We start from the raw sequence: 12964 nt of genomic DNA on the forward strand, positions 1-12964 counted from the left end.
ACGCCTCCCTCAATAGGTTTGAGTGGAGTATCCGGACCATTTCTTAACGAAGTCTGAAGGTGAAAAAAGGTTAACGAACGACGGATCTTCAGATTGTCTTAAGACTGTCACGGCAGGGTGACGCCGTCGGTCCACCCGGCAACCGGATCGAGACAGCCGAACGAATCGGCCTTCGCTTACAACAATCACGAGGCAACTATGACCCGCGACCTGGCCGCACCCCGTTATGGAAAACTGTCGATCACCTTGCACTGGCTGATGCTGGCGCTGTTCGTGGGCGTGTATGCCTGCGTTGAAATAAAAGGCTTCATGCCCCGAGGCAGCGAAGCGCGAGGCCTGTTAATGGGCCTGCACGGAATGTTCGGCGCGAGCATTTTTGTTCTGGTTTGGGTGCGCCTGTTTGGCCGCCTGACGCCACGTCCGCCGATTATCCCCAAACCGCCTGCCTGGCAGACGGCAATCGCGCACCTGATGCACCTGGCCCTGTATGGGCTGATGATTGTCACGCCAGTGCTGGCCTGGCTGATGCTCGCGGCCGGCGACAAACCTTTTCCGTATTTCGGCTTTCATGTGCCGGCGCCGGTGGCGGTCAATTCGGATCTGGCCAAGCAGATCAAGTACTGGCATGAACTGCTGGGCAGTACGGGCTATTGGCTGATCGGCCTGCACGCGGCGGCGGGGCTGTTTCATCACTATTGGGTGCGGGACAACACGCTGCTGCGCATGCTGCCGTTGCGTCAGCGTTGAGTTCGTTATCAAAAAGCCAAAGGCAGTCTGCCGGGCAGGTTGCCGAACGCACGATCAGCGTCCAGTCTGTTGCCTGACAACAGGAAGTGAGGACATCTTCACGATGATCCGGCCAGCGGTTCGTTTTCCGCTGGTCAAACAGCGTATTGACATATCGAATAATCTCGATATTCTCGCGGCATGGACCTGATCGAAGTATTCAAAGCACTCTCAAACCCGGTACGGCTTGAAATCCTGAAAGGCTTGAAAGACCCCGTAAAGAACTTCCCCCCGCAGGACGAGGGCGACGTTCACACGGTGGGCGTGTGTGTGAGCAGTATTCAAGAGGGCATCGGACTCTCGCAGTCAACGGTGTCCGGTTATCTTGCAACGCTGCAGCGTGTGGGCCTGGTTGAAGTCAGGCGCATCGGTCAGTGGACCTACTACAAGCGCAATGAAGCCAACATCAGCGCCTTGGCCGAGGTCATAGGGAAAGAGCTGTAAAAAAATTTACCGCACGATATCGAGATATCTCGATATCCCTTATTGTCGATACGAGGATTCACCATGAAAGCGATGCTGCTTGAATCATTTGGCAACTCTGAATCGTTCCAACTCTGCGACATACCCAAGCCCGTGCCGGAAGCGGGGCAAGTGCTGGTCCGGGTACACGCCACCTCGATCAATCCATTGGATTATCAAGTCCGACGCGGCGACTATCCCGATCTGGTGCAACTGCCGGCCATCACCGGACATGACGTCTCCGGCGTAGTCGAAGCTGTCGGCCCCGGCGTGACGGCTTTCGCCCCCGGAGACGAAGTCTGGTACACGCCGCAAATCTTCGACGGCCCCGGCAGCTATGCCGAGTACCACGTGGCGTCCGCCAGCATCATCGGCAAAAAGCCGCGCTCGCTGAGCCATCTCGAAGCGGCCAGCCTGAGCCTGGTGGGCGGGACAGCATGGGAAGCCTTGATCGTGCGGGCAGCGCTCAGAGTGGGGGAGAGCATCTTGATCCATGGCGGCGCAGGCGGCGTCGGACACGTCGCCATCCAGCTCGCCAAAGCGATGGGCGCCAAAGTGTTCACCACCGCACGCGAAGCAAACGCCGAGTTCGTCCGCCGCATGGGCGCCGATGTGATCATCGACTACGAAAAAGAAGACTACGTCGAAGCCATCCTGCGGGAAACCAATGGCCTCGGAGTAGACGTGGTATTCGACACTATCGGCGGCGACACCCTCGCGCGCAGCCCCGACGCCCTCGCACAACTTGGCCGCGTGGTCTCGATCGTCGACATCGCCAAACCACAAAACCTCGTTCAGGCGTGGGGCAAGAACGCGAGCTATCACTTCGTTTTCACTCGCCAGAACCGCGGCAAGCTCGATGAATTGAGTGCCCTGGTGGAGCGCGGTCAACTGCGGCCCCACGTTGGCGCGGTGTATTCACTTGCAGAGATTCCGCTGGCCCATGCGCGGCTGGAAAGTCCCAACAACGGTCTTCAGGGGAAGATTGCGATTGCGGTCGTGCCGTCGCTTCGGGCGGGTTCCGTGGGGGATGCGTCATGATTTATGAGATCGCTTTGCTGCCTGTTCACGCAGAACGTGTTGATGAGTTCCGGCGTGCATTTGCCGAGGTTGCGCCTTTGCTCCGCCGCGCGAATGGGTATGGCGGGCACATGCTTGCCCAGGGGATTGAAACGCCGGAGCGGCTCAATTTGATCGTGCGGTGGGAGTCGCTTGAGGCTCACACGCAGTTTGAAGCAGGGGAAGACCACAGGGTCTTTATGCTGGGATTGGAGGGGTATTTTTCGGAGGAGCCGCAGGTTTATCACATTGAAGGGGCGGCTTTTACTGCTGGCGAAGGTGATGGGGCTTTTTGGCCAGGAAACTGAAATGTGCTTTTGTGACGAGGGGGCCGGACTGGGTGACAGTCCGGCTTCTGCTCGGAGTTAAACGCGGCGCGCATTGGTTGTTTAAATCAGTCCTGAAGTCACACCCAGATGCCCACAGCGCCTTGCGCCGTCCCCTACACCTAAGACAGAATCCGCCGGCTTGTGCGTCTGGACCTCCGACCGTAACTTGGTTCCCGTCACTGCCCATCAGTGATCGGGTCTGCAAGCCCGCCGGAAAACCAGTCGCACAGCCTGCCAAAAGGACGCTTGTTTGCGTCCGCTCAATGGCGGCTTTGTGCGGGAGACCCTCGGGTCTGCCGGGTGCCTGGTTTCCCGGTCTTGCAGACCCGCACATGGCTGCCACCCATCATCTGCAAGTGATGCTGGTAGCTCCTATTGAAAATCAGGAGTTTCACCATGATCAAACCCACACCGAATCCCCCGGAAACCGATCCGGTTTCACCCTACAAATTCCCCGACTCCCGAACCCTGAACGAGGCAGCCGAACGCGCGCTCGACCATTACCTGACTCCGCAGCAACGGGTTATGGGGAGTCATCACAAACATGATCCGATGTATCTGGCCAATCCGGCGTACGACACTGAATCCCTGCTCGCCAATGCCAGCGAATCTCTCGGTTCGGCCAGCGAAATGCTGAACAACTTTGCGGCCACGCTGGAGCCCGCTCACCGTAAGACCGCGATAGGGATTGCGCAGATTGTGATGCTTGGGGAATTGGCGGTGAATCAGGCGTTGGATAACGTCGAACTGAAGACCTAAGGCAGTACTTCAGTAAAAAGGGAGCAGATTCATTACCTGAATCTGCTCCCTTTTTTGTTCGTTTGAGCTCAGCCGTTGGCGTTTGCTCTCTTTTCCGCCGTCACGATGCAAGCCTTGTAGAAATTGGAATGGAAATCGCTGATCGCTTTCTGTTGCAAACTCTCGCTTGAGTATTGAGGAATCTCGTACGCCTCGCGAATCAACGACTTGAACACCTCACCCACATACTCGTTCTGCTTACCTGCCGCTTCGGCCAGTTCCAACACCGAAGCCATGGGCACGCCTTGCTGCCTGGTCTTCATGACCTGTTTGGCTGAATTTTCTATTCGTTGGCACTCTTCGAGCTCTTCCTGTGGCACAGGGGAGGCAAGAGCGGAAAGGCTGATGGTGAAGGTTATCGCTGCTGCAAGACATTGTTTGTGCACGAGGTGTCGTCCCTGGTTTTGAGGCTGAACCATATCATTCGTGGCTCGGCGCCACCATTGCAGGCAGGGTGATAGACAGGAAAAGAACCTGGCGCGTCGCCCGAGTCCTGAGCGTTCGAAAAGATCTCTCCCCTCACTCCATCAGCTTGTCAATAGCACAGTTGAGCGACTGTGCAGCCGGCAGCGCGGTGGTAGGCTTTTTACGAGCGCCCGATCTGTTCAGATTATTGATTGAGGCAGGTCAGGCCAATGCACAAGCCGCATGTCAGATAACTGAAAGGATTCGAAAATGAAAAAGTCCATCACTGCTCTGGCCGTATCCGCAACGCTCGCTTTCACCGCCACCGTTGCGAATGCTTCCGTACATCCAACCACCCTTAAGGCTCCTCAAACTGTCAATCAAGTAACAGCTTCTATTGGCACGCCTTTCGGTACCCAACAAACAGCGGGCGAAATCCACATGGCCAGTCTGGCCAGAAGTTGCTCCGATGATCGATATTCCTGGTGGGAGTACAGCGGTTGGGAAATCGTCGGCTGTCTCGCAAGCGGCCAGTGGTAACTGGTCAGATGGGCCTGGTGCGTGACTTGCGTGGCGAGTGCGCACCAGCGCTTGTTGTGAGGTTGGCTGTGAGTCAGGTGCTGGATTACGTGTATCTCAAGGCATAAACCCAATTCTGCGGTGACAAGAGGAGCCGTTCTTCTCCGCATGAAGCCAAGCGCTGGCACTGGGCCACGGCTTGCGCCACCTTGCATCGACTGTCACCCTCCTGCCCGTTCTCAAGGATCAGAACGAGGAATCAAGGATTGAGTGGCTACATTCCCAACCCACCTAAAAACTATCGCAACACAGGCACCAACCCCGTCGATATTCATGCCCAGCGTTGGGCTGAGTATGAGAAACACGGGAAGGAACCGGCATCGGCACGTGAAAAAATTGGCATAGCCCTGCGGATCGGAGTGTTCTTCGATGGGACGGGGAATAATGCGAATAACACCGCAGCAGGCTTGCTTTGTGGTGCCCATCATCCAATTGCGCCCGAAGATATCGATACCAGTTGCAAGCCTTTCATGAGTGATCCTGATAGCAGCTACGCCAACGACACAAGTAATGTGCAGAAACTGAGTGAGCTGTATTTCGCACCCCAGGAAGCCGAAGGGGATAGCTTGTACAAACAAGCGTTTCGGATGGTGTATGTCGAGGGGATTGGAACGCGATCTGGTAAACAGGACAGTACGTTCGGTGCTGGTACTGGGCGAGGTGATACCGGTGTTGCAGGACGAGTTCAAAGCTCATTTGCTGAGATTGAACTGCGTGTAAAAGACGTGTTGGATCTACATCCCAATGGGGAAATTACCTCGCTGAAATTTGATGTATTCGGTTTTAGTCGCGGAGCTGCTGCCGCTCGGCATTTCGCCAACGAAGTCGCCCGTGGAAAACAGGGACCTTTAGGGGATGTTTTAAGAAACGTTGAAAAGCACCTCAGCCGGACCTTCGTTGATCAATTCAAAAGCAGCATAAATATTGGCTTCATCGGCCTCTTTGACACGGTGCCTTCGATTGCTGGATGGTCGAATCTGGGTGACGTCAAAAGTCCAATCGCAACGGGCATCAAGTTGTACCTTGACCGTCGTTTTTTTACAGATGTCGTTCAATTATCTGCCCGAGATGAGTGCCGAGCGAATTTTGCGCTGAGTCGCGTCAAAGCCGACCATTTGGAGATCACGCTGCCAGGCGTTCACTCGGATATTGGTGGGGGTTACCGCGATGAGGTTGAAGAGTGTGTGCTCATCAGCCCTATGCAATCCCTTGAGGTTTCGCAATTTACCGATGTGTCCTCCACCTCGATTTACCAAGATGCGCTGGTTGTGAAAAAACAATGGTTGGACAAAGGTTGGCCGGCGGACATGTTGGAAATCGTCACCCCCGCTGCACGGCTCCTTCCGGTAGATCTGCAAGATAGACTCAGTACTCGCAAGAAACGCGTTTACGTGGCGGTTCAGCTCAAGCGCCCCGTGAGCGGTAAACTATCCAGGGTATATCTGCGTGTAATGCACCAGTTGGCTAAAGAAAAGGGTGTTCGATTCAACGATATTCCGGACACGCCAGAGTTAGCTGTTCCTTCCGAACTTCAATCGCTGTGCAACCGGTTTGTGGCAGGTGACTACAGCACTACACCGCAAGAGGAAAAACAGCTGAAGCTGAAGTACATTCACATGTCCGCAAACTGGAATCATCCCCTCGGCCGCAGAGACGGCAGTGGTCTCCGTGCCGTCTATATCAATGCGCCTACGGCAGACGCGATTCGTGTGCAACATCCTCACGTACCTGACTGGACGCTCTGGTAATGAAGTTACTCGCCACTCTCATCTGTGCACTTTTCATGACTGGCTGCCAGTCTGCTAATCCACTTTCCGCTAAAAATGATCCTAAGTCCGAATGGTGGGAGATGGCTTTTATTGAGCCTGATTACATGAAGGTCTGGGTGGAAGACAGCTCCGTCCAAGATATCACCGGCAAAGTCTTCTTCAGGACTGGCGGCGGCACCGCCGCTGGCGGTGAACCTGAAGACGGAACAGAGTCCGCAAGGGGCTGGAAGGGCGTTGGCGGCAGTGGAAGAAAAGTGGTGGGTGCCGACCTACCCATTCGTATTTACGTACGCTGGCAATCCATCGTAGAGCAGAAGACATGGCAGGTTTGGGTGGACATTCCTGAGGAGGCCAGGCAAGTGATGGTGTCATCTACCAATCAGCGTTGCCCGCAGACGCTTGATCAAAAAGCAAGATATATGGCGTCGATCTATTTGGGGTTGGCTCCTGGTGGCGTCGTGCAGGTTTGGGTAAGAGACTCATGCCATCACCCGGTCAAAGTCGCGCGCGCCCAAGCAGAGATCGAGCCGTTGGGGCCTAGTCAGGGCAAAAATGAAGGGCGTTATGCCTACCCAGTCAGTGAAAAGTCCAAGCGCTATATTGATAGGTACGGTATTCCGTATGGAAGTTGGTAACTGTAAGCCAATGAAGGCTTATATGTTTTCAGGCAAGGAGGGGCGCGTAACAAAAAGCCCGGCGTCTTTCCGGGCTCTGAATGCTTGAAGATCAGGGCATTTCGCCTGTTGTGATCATGGTCAAGAACTGGTCTGGATTAATGATGAATGCTCCGGCTTCAAGCGCTTTGGCAACTTTTGTTGGTCCAGCATTATCGCCATAAACAAGGAATGTCAGGGTTTTGCCTGCAGTGCTCATGACCTTCAAACCATGATCTAGTGCCTTTTTCTCAAGCTCAGCTCTATGCGCAGCCGAGAAACCAGTGAAAAGAATTTGATTTATCCCCCCGGATGGTGTTTTCGGAGCAGGCACTCGCGAAGCGGCTTCTGACGCCGTAAACGCGGGTGATTTTGACCTATGTTTAAGTCCCGGAGCGGGAGGCGCGGCCTCATTTAAAAGCAGCTCCGCCCCGAGCAACACTTCGACAATGCGATCCTTCCGAAAAGTTTTAGGAAATTTATCGCTGGCAGAGCGTCCTTGAATGTAAATCGAATTCTCTGACCACTGAACCAACTCTCGTTGACTCATATCGCCCTTCGCATCTCTGTAGCTAAACTTGATAGTTGACATCAATTTCACTCCACTGTGATGGTCGTATGACCAGGCTCCGTGCGTTACTACTCTAGTTTTGTCCAGAAAAATCGTCTCTTAAAAAACTGGTCTGGTGCTTTTACTAGGCTAAATCAGCAGAGAGTTATCAGGCTAGTTCACGTTCCATGACCAAAAATAAATGCCGTTATACTCAATTTTCGGAGATGAATTTTGTGACCTGCGGTAAGCAGTTTTTTGGAGATTGCCATATTTAAAGAGGTTGATATTTTTGGGTTTTTTTATCAAAAAAATATATGGAAGGCGGTTCTAGCCAATGACTCCCCATTGACCATCATTCGTATTTCGTGTCGCCCCGCATGATGCTTCCTCGTAGTGAAATCCTTAATCACCTGCCGCCGCGCCACAACCTCACTCCCAAACCCCGCCAACTCCAACGTCTTCAACTTGAAAACCTTGGCCGAAGTCCCGCCATTCGCCTTCACATAGTCAATCGCATAATCAATCACCAGCCGCTGCTCCACCGGCACCAATGATCGAACGGTAAACGACAAGGTAATCGTCTCCCCAAGCCGAACAACCGCCGGCTCCACCTTCACATCCAGTAATTCAACCTCAGCCTTCGCCCCCGCGCCAATAACAGTGAGCGCCCGAGAATTCCCCTGTTTGATCAAGCTCCGCAACGCATGTTTGGCAATCCACGCCGTGTGCCTGTTCTCCAGCGTCCACCCCTCAACCGTATCCAGCACCCATTCCGGATGCTCTTTGGTCACGTCATTCAAATGATTCGCCACGGACTTGCGCACATACAAACTCTCATCCGCCTTCAACCGGTCGAGAATCCCGGCAGCCAACAGCGGATCCGCCTGCACCGGTTCCAGCCGAAACGACCACGGCAGGCGAGGGCGGCTGCCTTCGCTGGCGAGTCTTCGGACGTGGTGGTTTTCGTCTCGGGTCCAGTCGTGCATCAGTTCCAGCGAGCGTTCCAGGTCGCTGCGCAGGAAGTGGCGGATGGCGAATTCGGATGAGCCGAAGGTGGTGAAGTACTTCAGGGCTTCCATCGAAGTGTCGAACGCGTGCGCGCCGTAGCACGCGACGTAGTGCGGCAGGCACATGCTGACGAAGCCGCTGTTCAGTCGCGGGGCAAGTTCGCGCAGCACAGCGAGGGAATCTGCGTAATCCAGCGGCAGCACCGCGTGCAGGCTTTCGCTGACGCGGGCCATGCGTTGCATGACGGAGAGGTCGGCGAGGCCGTCGTTGGCATGCTTGAGAAATGCCTTGGCCTTGAATGCCGGGTACACGGCGCTCATTTCTGTGGCGATGTGTTGCAGGCGTTCGGCGTTGAAGATTTCTTTGAGGGCCGGGGCGGCGGTTTCGGTGGCGCTCATGGTCAGGTCATCGGGGTGTCGATGAACGCCTGGGTGCTTTCGGCGTACGCGGTGTATTGGGCTATGCGCGGGAAACGTTGAGCGTCGATCTGGTCGGGGACGACGAGGCCGGTGAAGCTCCAGGCGATGGCGAGAGTGATGCCGTCCTGCTGGAGAGGGCCGTCGGTGGGCAATGGGTGATTTTCGAGTTCATGTTCAAGGGCGGTGAAGGCGGCGGCGAGTTGACCTTCGACGCGTTCGACCCACGGCTGGTATTGAATGTCGGCCGGGCGCAGGTTGCGTTCGTAGTAGAGCTGCACGGCTTTTTCGCAGGCGGCAAGACCGAGGCCGATCAGGCGCAGGGCTTTGGCGCGTTGCGGCAGGTCGGCGGGCAGCAGGGTTTTCCCGGACAGGGCTTCGAGGTAGTCGAGGATCAGGGTCGAGTCGATCAGCACTTCGCCGTCATCGAGCACCAGGGTCGGCGCCTTGACCACCGGGTTGATCTGCTGGAAACGTTCGAAGTGGCGGAACACCGAGACCGGGTCGTGTTCCAGTTCGACCCCCAGGCATTTGGCAGAGATCGCCACGCGGCGCACGTAAGGGGAGTCCAGCATGCCGATCAGTTTCATGACGCGTTCCTTCAAGTCGAACCGGGGAGCGCATAACGTAGCCGAGGTTGGGGGGATTTGTCAGTCTTTGAGAGGGGTGGGTTTTACGGTCAGCGACCGTGACGAATTGCGACAAAGCGCCGCTCGTCTGACGTTTGTCTTCTATATACAGCCGCTCGACTGAATTTCTTGCTATAAACGCACTCCGATGAGCGCTGTGAAGCCTGTGTCAGAGCAGTTTCCGGGCCTTGTCGGACAAATTCCCGGTATTTACAGTTGCTGAGGCCTCAAACGGGCCTTAGACTGCCGCCCCTTCGTAAATTGAGTGCCGGGTGGCGTTTGCAATAAACGATGCCTTTCCGATGACCGCAGGCGGTTCGCCGGAACGCTCCCTAATTCGCCTTAATGCACGTTTTTTATAGAGATATCAATGACAAAGGACAAGTTGCTGGCCATGCCGGCAGATGACTACATGAATGCCGAGCAACACGCTTTCTTTCAAGAGCTGTTGCAGAACATGAAAGTCGAAACCCATGAGCGCATTGAGCAGAACCGCATTGCCATCGAGAGCCTGGACACCCCGGCTGACCCGGCGGACGCCGCATCGGTGGAAGAAGAGCGCACCTGGCTGGTAAACGCGATCGATCGTGACCAGCGCATGCTGCCGCAACTCGAGCAGGCCCTTGAGCGTATCAAGGAAGACAGCTTTGGCTGGTGCGACGACAGCGGCGAGCCGATCGGCCTGAAACGCCTGCTGATCAGCCCGACCACCAAGTACTGCATCGAAGCTCAAGAGCGTCACGAGCAGATCGACAAGCACCAGCGTCAGGCCTGATTCCTGAGGCGACCCCTTCAATGCGGGTCGTCGCGAAAAGATCGCAGCCTTTTGCAGTTTCTCCGGGAACTGCAAAAGGCTGCGATCTTTGCTTTTTTTCGTCTGCCGGAAAGTCTCCCCGCCATTCCATTGACCTGCCACAGACCCACGACTAACGGACCATGGATAATGGCGTTGTAGTGGCGTTTAATGCAGTCACAACAATGAGAACAAGCGTGGGGTAACAAAATGACGAGAGATGGATCTCTGGTTGCGGCTCTGCCTGCACCAGTTGTTTTGCCGAAGAATCGCTGGTTGACGCCGACCCTGCAAAGCATCGCCCTGATGCTGTTGCTGGCCGGGATGAGCCTGGGCGAATGGCCCTTGTACATCGGCATGCCGCTGGCGGTGCTGATCGTCTGGCTGCCGCGCCTGCGTTCCCGGGCGGTTCCCGATGCGCAACCGGTCGACAGCAGCAGTGCGATGTCCGAGCTGACTCGCGACCTTTCCTACACCACCAGTCATAACGCGCTATCAGCTGCTGGCGTGGCGTTTTCCGTCAAGGAGCTGGCCGGCAAGCTGCAATCGCAACTCGACGCCGCCGCGCAGATCGTCAACAACGCTGAAGTGATGATCGCCACTGAACAAGCCACTTCGCAGCTCAGCCGTGAAGCCTTGGGCGCTGCCAGCGAAGCCCATCACAGCAGCGCGGCGGGGCGCGCCGAGCTGGTGGATTCCATTTCGCGCATGCATCAGCTCAGCCAGCGCGCCAATGCCAGCCGCGAACTGATCGAAGCCTTGAGCCAGCGTAGCGATGACATTCAGCGCGTGACGCTGGTGATTCAGTCCATCGCCAGCCAGACCAACCTCCTTGCATTGAATGCCGCCATCGAAGCAGCCCGGGCCGGCGAGCACGGTCGTGGTTTTGCGGTGGTGGCGGATGAAGTGCGCGGTCTGGCGGCGCGTACCGCGACAGCCACCGGTGAAGTGGGCGAGATGGTCGCCGACATCCAGCAACGCACGGCGCAGGTGGTGGAGCAGATTCGGCAGCTCTCCGACGATTTGCACACGGGCGTCGAGCAGGTCGAACACACCGGTCAGCACCTGGAAAACATCGCGCGACTGGCAGCCGGAGTGGAGACCCAGGTCGGTGAAATCGCCCGAGGCGCGGAAACCAATCGTGAGCAACTCGACAGCCTGTTCACCGCCATCGAACAGATGCGCAGCGATCTGGCGATCAGCGACCAACAGACCCGGCGTCTGGCCGAGGCCGCCGTGCAGATGGAAGGGCAGGCGGAAACCATCAGCGAACGTCTGGCCGAAGTCGGGCTGGATGACTATCACCAACGCATCTACGACCTCGCCCGCGAAGGGGCTAGCCAGATTGCCGCGCGGTTCGAGGCCGATGTCGAGCAGGGACGCATTAGTCTTGAAGACCTGTTCGACCGCCAATATCAACCGATTCCCGCCACCCAGCCCGCCAAGTTCCAGACTCGTTTTGATCGCTACACCGATCAGGTGCTGCCGGCCATCCAGGAACCGTTACTGCCGCGTCACGAAGGTCTGGTGTTCGCCATCGCCTGCACGCAGCAGGGTTATGTGCCGACCCACAATCAGGCATTCAGCCAACCGCTGACCGGTAATGTGCAGGTCGATACCGTCAACAATCGCACCAAACGCAAATTTGCCGACCGCACCGGAATCCGTTGCGGCAGCCACCAGCAACCGGTGCTGTTGCAGACTTACACCCGCGATACCGGCGAGTTGATGCACGACCTGTCGGTGCCGATCATGGTCAAGGGCCGGCATTGGGGCGGGTTGCGTCTGGGCTATAAACCGGAGAAGCCGCGCTGAGCCATTGTTGCCGGAACTGCAATTAAGCTGTGCAGCGGCGTTGCTGTTTCCTCTTGATCCAAATCATTAACATGCCCACATAGTTAGGTTGCTAATGAAGTTGGGAGGTCAACATGCAATGCAGAGTCGATGTCGCGGTGATGATCGGCAGCGGTGTACCCGCCGGTCTGCGCGCGATGGGGCAAAGTGTCTGCTGGGTGGTGCTGCTCAATGGCGAACGCCGGGGCACTGCGTTTGCAAGTCGTAACGAGGCGGAAGAGTGCAGGGCCGCATGGCTGGCGCAATTGAGCGCTGAAACCGGTGACAGCCTGCACTGATCAAGATTACTTGCCCCGGTGCAGGCGCACATTCAGCTCATCGACCATGATGGCTTCCTCGCCATCGGCCCGCAGCCACTCCTTGAGCATTTGCGCCTGTTGTGGGCTCCAGAAGTCGGCGTCGATCAGCTTGGTATCGGCATCCAGCGGATGGGCTTCGATGAAGTCGTCGATCGCCGTTTCCTCCGAAGGCAGCCCTAATTGGTCGAACAGGGTTGTCAGATTGTACGCAGGCAGTTCCATGGTTTACTCCTTGAAGGATGGTGGGGTCGATCGCTCTCTTTATCTGAGGTGCTCGCTGGCCAGGAGTTCGATCCGCGATTCCAGTGAACGGGCGAGGGCGCAAGCGGCGTTGTGATTCTCACGGAAACCTCTGACAAGCCCCGTCGACTTTTCCCTGATATGGAAAAAGCCGTTGCCCGCCGGGATTACCTGAAACAACGGTGCCTGACCGCAAGACTCGATTGCAGGAATAGTCTCGAAGGCTGGAGTGTTCAAGGCAAAGGCGGGTTCGTGAGTCACGGCAAAATGCGTCATAGTGCACATATGAAGTCCTTTTCATGGATTGACCCGCATTTACAGGGTGTTGCGGG

17 protein-coding genes are annotated in these 12964 nt (G+C 56.2%); 11 read left to right on the forward strand and 6 right to left on the reverse strand.

All coding sequences use genetic code 11. The features are described 5' to 3' along the window. Positions 1 to 198 precede the first annotated feature (198 nt). The 5 genes from CAF76_RS21850 to CAF76_RS21870 all read left to right on the forward strand — a co-directional run bounded on the left by CAF76_RS21850 (position 199) and on the right by CAF76_RS21870 (position 3395). Positions 199 to 747 carry a cytochrome b gene (locus CAF76_RS21850; protein WP_085648370.1) on the forward strand — a complete coding sequence of 183 codons (549 nt, stop codon included), beginning with the start codon at positions 199 to 201 and terminating at the stop codon, positions 745 to 747. 180 nt (positions 748 to 927) lie between these two features. Then, entirely contained in the window at positions 928 to 1230 is a 303-nt protein-coding gene (locus CAF76_RS21855) for a helix-turn-helix transcriptional regulator (RefSeq protein WP_007950555.1), read from the forward strand. Positions 1231 to 1293: 63 nt separating this feature from the next. Continuing rightward, the gene (locus tag CAF76_RS21860; RefSeq protein WP_085648371.1) at positions 1294 to 2289 is read left to right on the forward strand and encodes a zinc-dependent alcohol dehydrogenase family protein; all 996 of its coding nucleotides are present in this window, start codon (positions 1294 to 1296) and stop codon (positions 2287 to 2289) included. Beyond that, entirely contained in the window at positions 2286 to 2615 is a 330-nt protein-coding gene (locus CAF76_RS21865) for an antibiotic biosynthesis monooxygenase (protein ID WP_085610624.1), read from the forward strand. Before CAF76_RS21860 ends, CAF76_RS21865 begins: the two co-directional genes overlap by 4 nt. Before the next feature lie 417 nt (positions 2616 to 3032). Beyond that, positions 3033 to 3395: a DUF6124 family protein gene (locus CAF76_RS21870; protein WP_074688720.1), complete on the forward strand. Its 363-nt coding sequence runs from the start codon at positions 3033 to 3035 to the stop codon at positions 3393 to 3395. Between the two features lie 68 nt (positions 3396 to 3463). Here the strand turns inward: CAF76_RS21870 and CAF76_RS21875 are convergent, their stop codons facing one another. Next, complete coding sequence (locus CAF76_RS21875; protein WP_085610623.1) at positions 3464 to 3820, reverse strand: hypothetical protein; 357 nt, start codon at positions 3818 to 3820, stop codon at positions 3464 to 3466. A gap of 289 nt (positions 3821 to 4109) precedes the next feature. Between CAF76_RS21875 and CAF76_RS21880 the strand changes: the two genes are divergently transcribed. From CAF76_RS21880 to CAF76_RS21890, 3 genes are all read left to right on the forward strand, one after another. After that, complete coding sequence (locus CAF76_RS21880) at positions 4110 to 4379, forward strand: hypothetical protein (protein ID WP_085610622.1); 270 nt, start codon at positions 4110 to 4112, stop codon at positions 4377 to 4379. A 245-nt stretch (positions 4380 to 4624) separates the two neighbouring features. Continuing rightward, positions 4625 to 6166 carry a DUF2235 domain-containing protein gene (locus CAF76_RS21885; protein WP_085610621.1) on the forward strand — a complete coding sequence of 514 codons (1542 nt, stop codon included), beginning with the start codon at positions 4625 to 4627 and terminating at the stop codon, positions 6164 to 6166. Further along, entirely contained in the window at positions 6166 to 6822 is a 657-nt protein-coding gene (locus CAF76_RS21890) for a DUF2931 family protein (protein WP_085648372.1), read from the forward strand. Before CAF76_RS21885 ends, CAF76_RS21890 begins: the two co-directional genes overlap by 1 nt. A 91-nt stretch (positions 6823 to 6913) precedes the next feature. Here the strand turns inward: CAF76_RS21890 and CAF76_RS21895 are convergent, their stop codons facing one another. From CAF76_RS21895 to CAF76_RS21905, 3 genes are all read right to left on the reverse strand, one after another. After that, complete coding sequence (locus CAF76_RS21895) at positions 6914 to 7432, reverse strand: BRCT domain-containing protein (protein WP_085648373.1); 519 nt, start codon at positions 7430 to 7432, stop codon at positions 6914 to 6916. 263 nt (positions 7433 to 7695) lie between these two features. Further along, on the reverse strand, positions 7696 to 8799 hold the full coding sequence (locus tag CAF76_RS21900) for a DNA alkylation repair protein (RefSeq protein ID WP_085648374.1): 1104 nt from the start codon (positions 8797 to 8799) through the stop codon (positions 7696 to 7698). A 2-nt stretch (positions 8800 to 8801) separates the two neighbouring features. After that, the gene (locus CAF76_RS21905) at positions 8802 to 9407 is read right to left on the reverse strand and encodes a glutathione S-transferase (protein ID WP_085648375.1); all 606 of its coding nucleotides are present in this window, start codon (positions 9405 to 9407) and stop codon (positions 8802 to 8804) included. 409 nt (positions 9408 to 9816) lie between these two features. On the opposite strand from CAF76_RS21905, the gene CAF76_RS21910 reads away from it, so the two are divergent. From CAF76_RS21910 to CAF76_RS21920, 3 genes are all read left to right on the forward strand, one after another. Next, positions 9817 to 10221: a TraR/DksA C4-type zinc finger protein gene (locus tag CAF76_RS21910; RefSeq protein ID WP_039767046.1), complete on the forward strand. Its 405-nt coding sequence runs from the start codon at positions 9817 to 9819 to the stop codon at positions 10219 to 10221. Positions 10222 to 10830: 609 nt separating this feature from the next. Beyond that, on the forward strand, positions 10831 to 12054 hold the full coding sequence (locus CAF76_RS21915; RefSeq protein WP_371857905.1) for a methyl-accepting chemotaxis protein: 1224 nt from the start codon (positions 10831 to 10833) through the stop codon (positions 12052 to 12054). A 113-nt stretch (positions 12055 to 12167) separates the two neighbouring features. Next, positions 12168 to 12371 carry a hypothetical protein gene (locus CAF76_RS21920; protein WP_039767042.1) on the forward strand — a complete coding sequence of 68 codons (204 nt, stop codon included), beginning with the start codon at positions 12168 to 12170 and terminating at the stop codon, positions 12369 to 12371. 6 nt (positions 12372 to 12377) lie between these two features. Here CAF76_RS21920 and CAF76_RS21925 read toward each other — a convergent pair whose 3' ends face one another. Beyond that, entirely contained in the window at positions 12378 to 12614 is a 237-nt protein-coding gene (locus CAF76_RS21925; RefSeq protein WP_039767041.1) for a DUF2789 family protein, read from the reverse strand. 39 nt (positions 12615 to 12653) lie between these two features. Continuing rightward, entirely contained in the window at positions 12654 to 12917 is a 264-nt protein-coding gene (locus tag CAF76_RS28885) for a hypothetical protein (protein ID WP_085648377.1), read from the reverse strand. Between the last annotated feature and the right edge of the window lie 47 nt (positions 12918 to 12964).

This window comes from Pseudomonas sp. B40(2017), from assembly GCF_002112855.1.
Classification (GTDB): domain Bacteria; phylum Pseudomonadota; class Gammaproteobacteria; order Pseudomonadales; family Pseudomonadaceae; genus Aquipseudomonas; species Aquipseudomonas pharyngis.

What these genes read in the sequence shown, in the direction of transcription:
- CAF76_RS21915 (WP_371857905.1), top strand. Translation starts at nt 10,831, where the DNA reads ATGATCGCCACTGAACAAGCCACTTCGCAGCTCAGCCGTGAAGCCTTG.
- CAF76_RS21880 (WP_085610622.1), top strand. Translation starts at nt 4,110, where the DNA reads ATGAAAAAGTCCATCACTGCTCTGGCCGTATCCGCAACGCTCGCTTTC.
- CAF76_RS21920 (WP_039767042.1), top strand. Translation starts at nt 12,168, where the DNA reads ATGCAATGCAGAGTCGATGTCGCGGTGATGATCGGCAGCGGTGTACCC.
- CAF76_RS28885 (WP_085648377.1), bottom strand. Translation starts at nt 12,917, where the DNA reads ATGTGCACTATGACGCATTTTGCCGTGACTCACGAACCCGCCTTTGCC.
- CAF76_RS21860 (WP_085648371.1), top strand. Translation starts at nt 1,294, where the DNA reads ATGAAAGCGATGCTGCTTGAATCATTTGGCAACTCTGAATCGTTCCAA.
- CAF76_RS21895 (WP_085648373.1), bottom strand. Translation starts at nt 7,432, where the DNA reads ATGTCAACTATCAAGTTTAGCTACAGAGATGCGAAGGGCGATATGAGT.
- CAF76_RS21855 (WP_007950555.1), top strand. Translation starts at nt 928, where the DNA reads ATGGACCTGATCGAAGTATTCAAAGCACTCTCAAACCCGGTACGGCTT.
- CAF76_RS21850 (WP_085648370.1), top strand. Translation starts at nt 199, where the DNA reads ATGACCCGCGACCTGGCCGCACCCCGTTATGGAAAACTGTCGATCACC.
- CAF76_RS21865 (WP_085610624.1), top strand. Translation starts at nt 2,286, where the DNA reads ATGATTTATGAGATCGCTTTGCTGCCTGTTCACGCAGAACGTGTTGAT.
- CAF76_RS21870 (WP_074688720.1), top strand. Translation starts at nt 3,033, where the DNA reads ATGATCAAACCCACACCGAATCCCCCGGAAACCGATCCGGTTTCACCC.
- CAF76_RS21910 (WP_039767046.1), top strand. Translation starts at nt 9,817, where the DNA reads ATGACAAAGGACAAGTTGCTGGCCATGCCGGCAGATGACTACATGAAT.
- CAF76_RS21890 (WP_085648372.1), top strand. Translation starts at nt 6,166, where the DNA reads ATGAAGTTACTCGCCACTCTCATCTGTGCACTTTTCATGACTGGCTGC.
- CAF76_RS21900 (WP_085648374.1), bottom strand. Translation starts at nt 8,799, where the DNA reads ATGAGCGCCACCGAAACCGCCGCCCCGGCCCTCAAAGAAATCTTCAAC.
- CAF76_RS21925 (WP_039767041.1), bottom strand. Translation starts at nt 12,614, where the DNA reads ATGGAACTGCCTGCGTACAATCTGACAACCCTGTTCGACCAATTAGGG.
- CAF76_RS21905 (WP_085648375.1), bottom strand. Translation starts at nt 9,407, where the DNA reads ATGAAACTGATCGGCATGCTGGACTCCCCTTACGTGCGCCGCGTGGCG.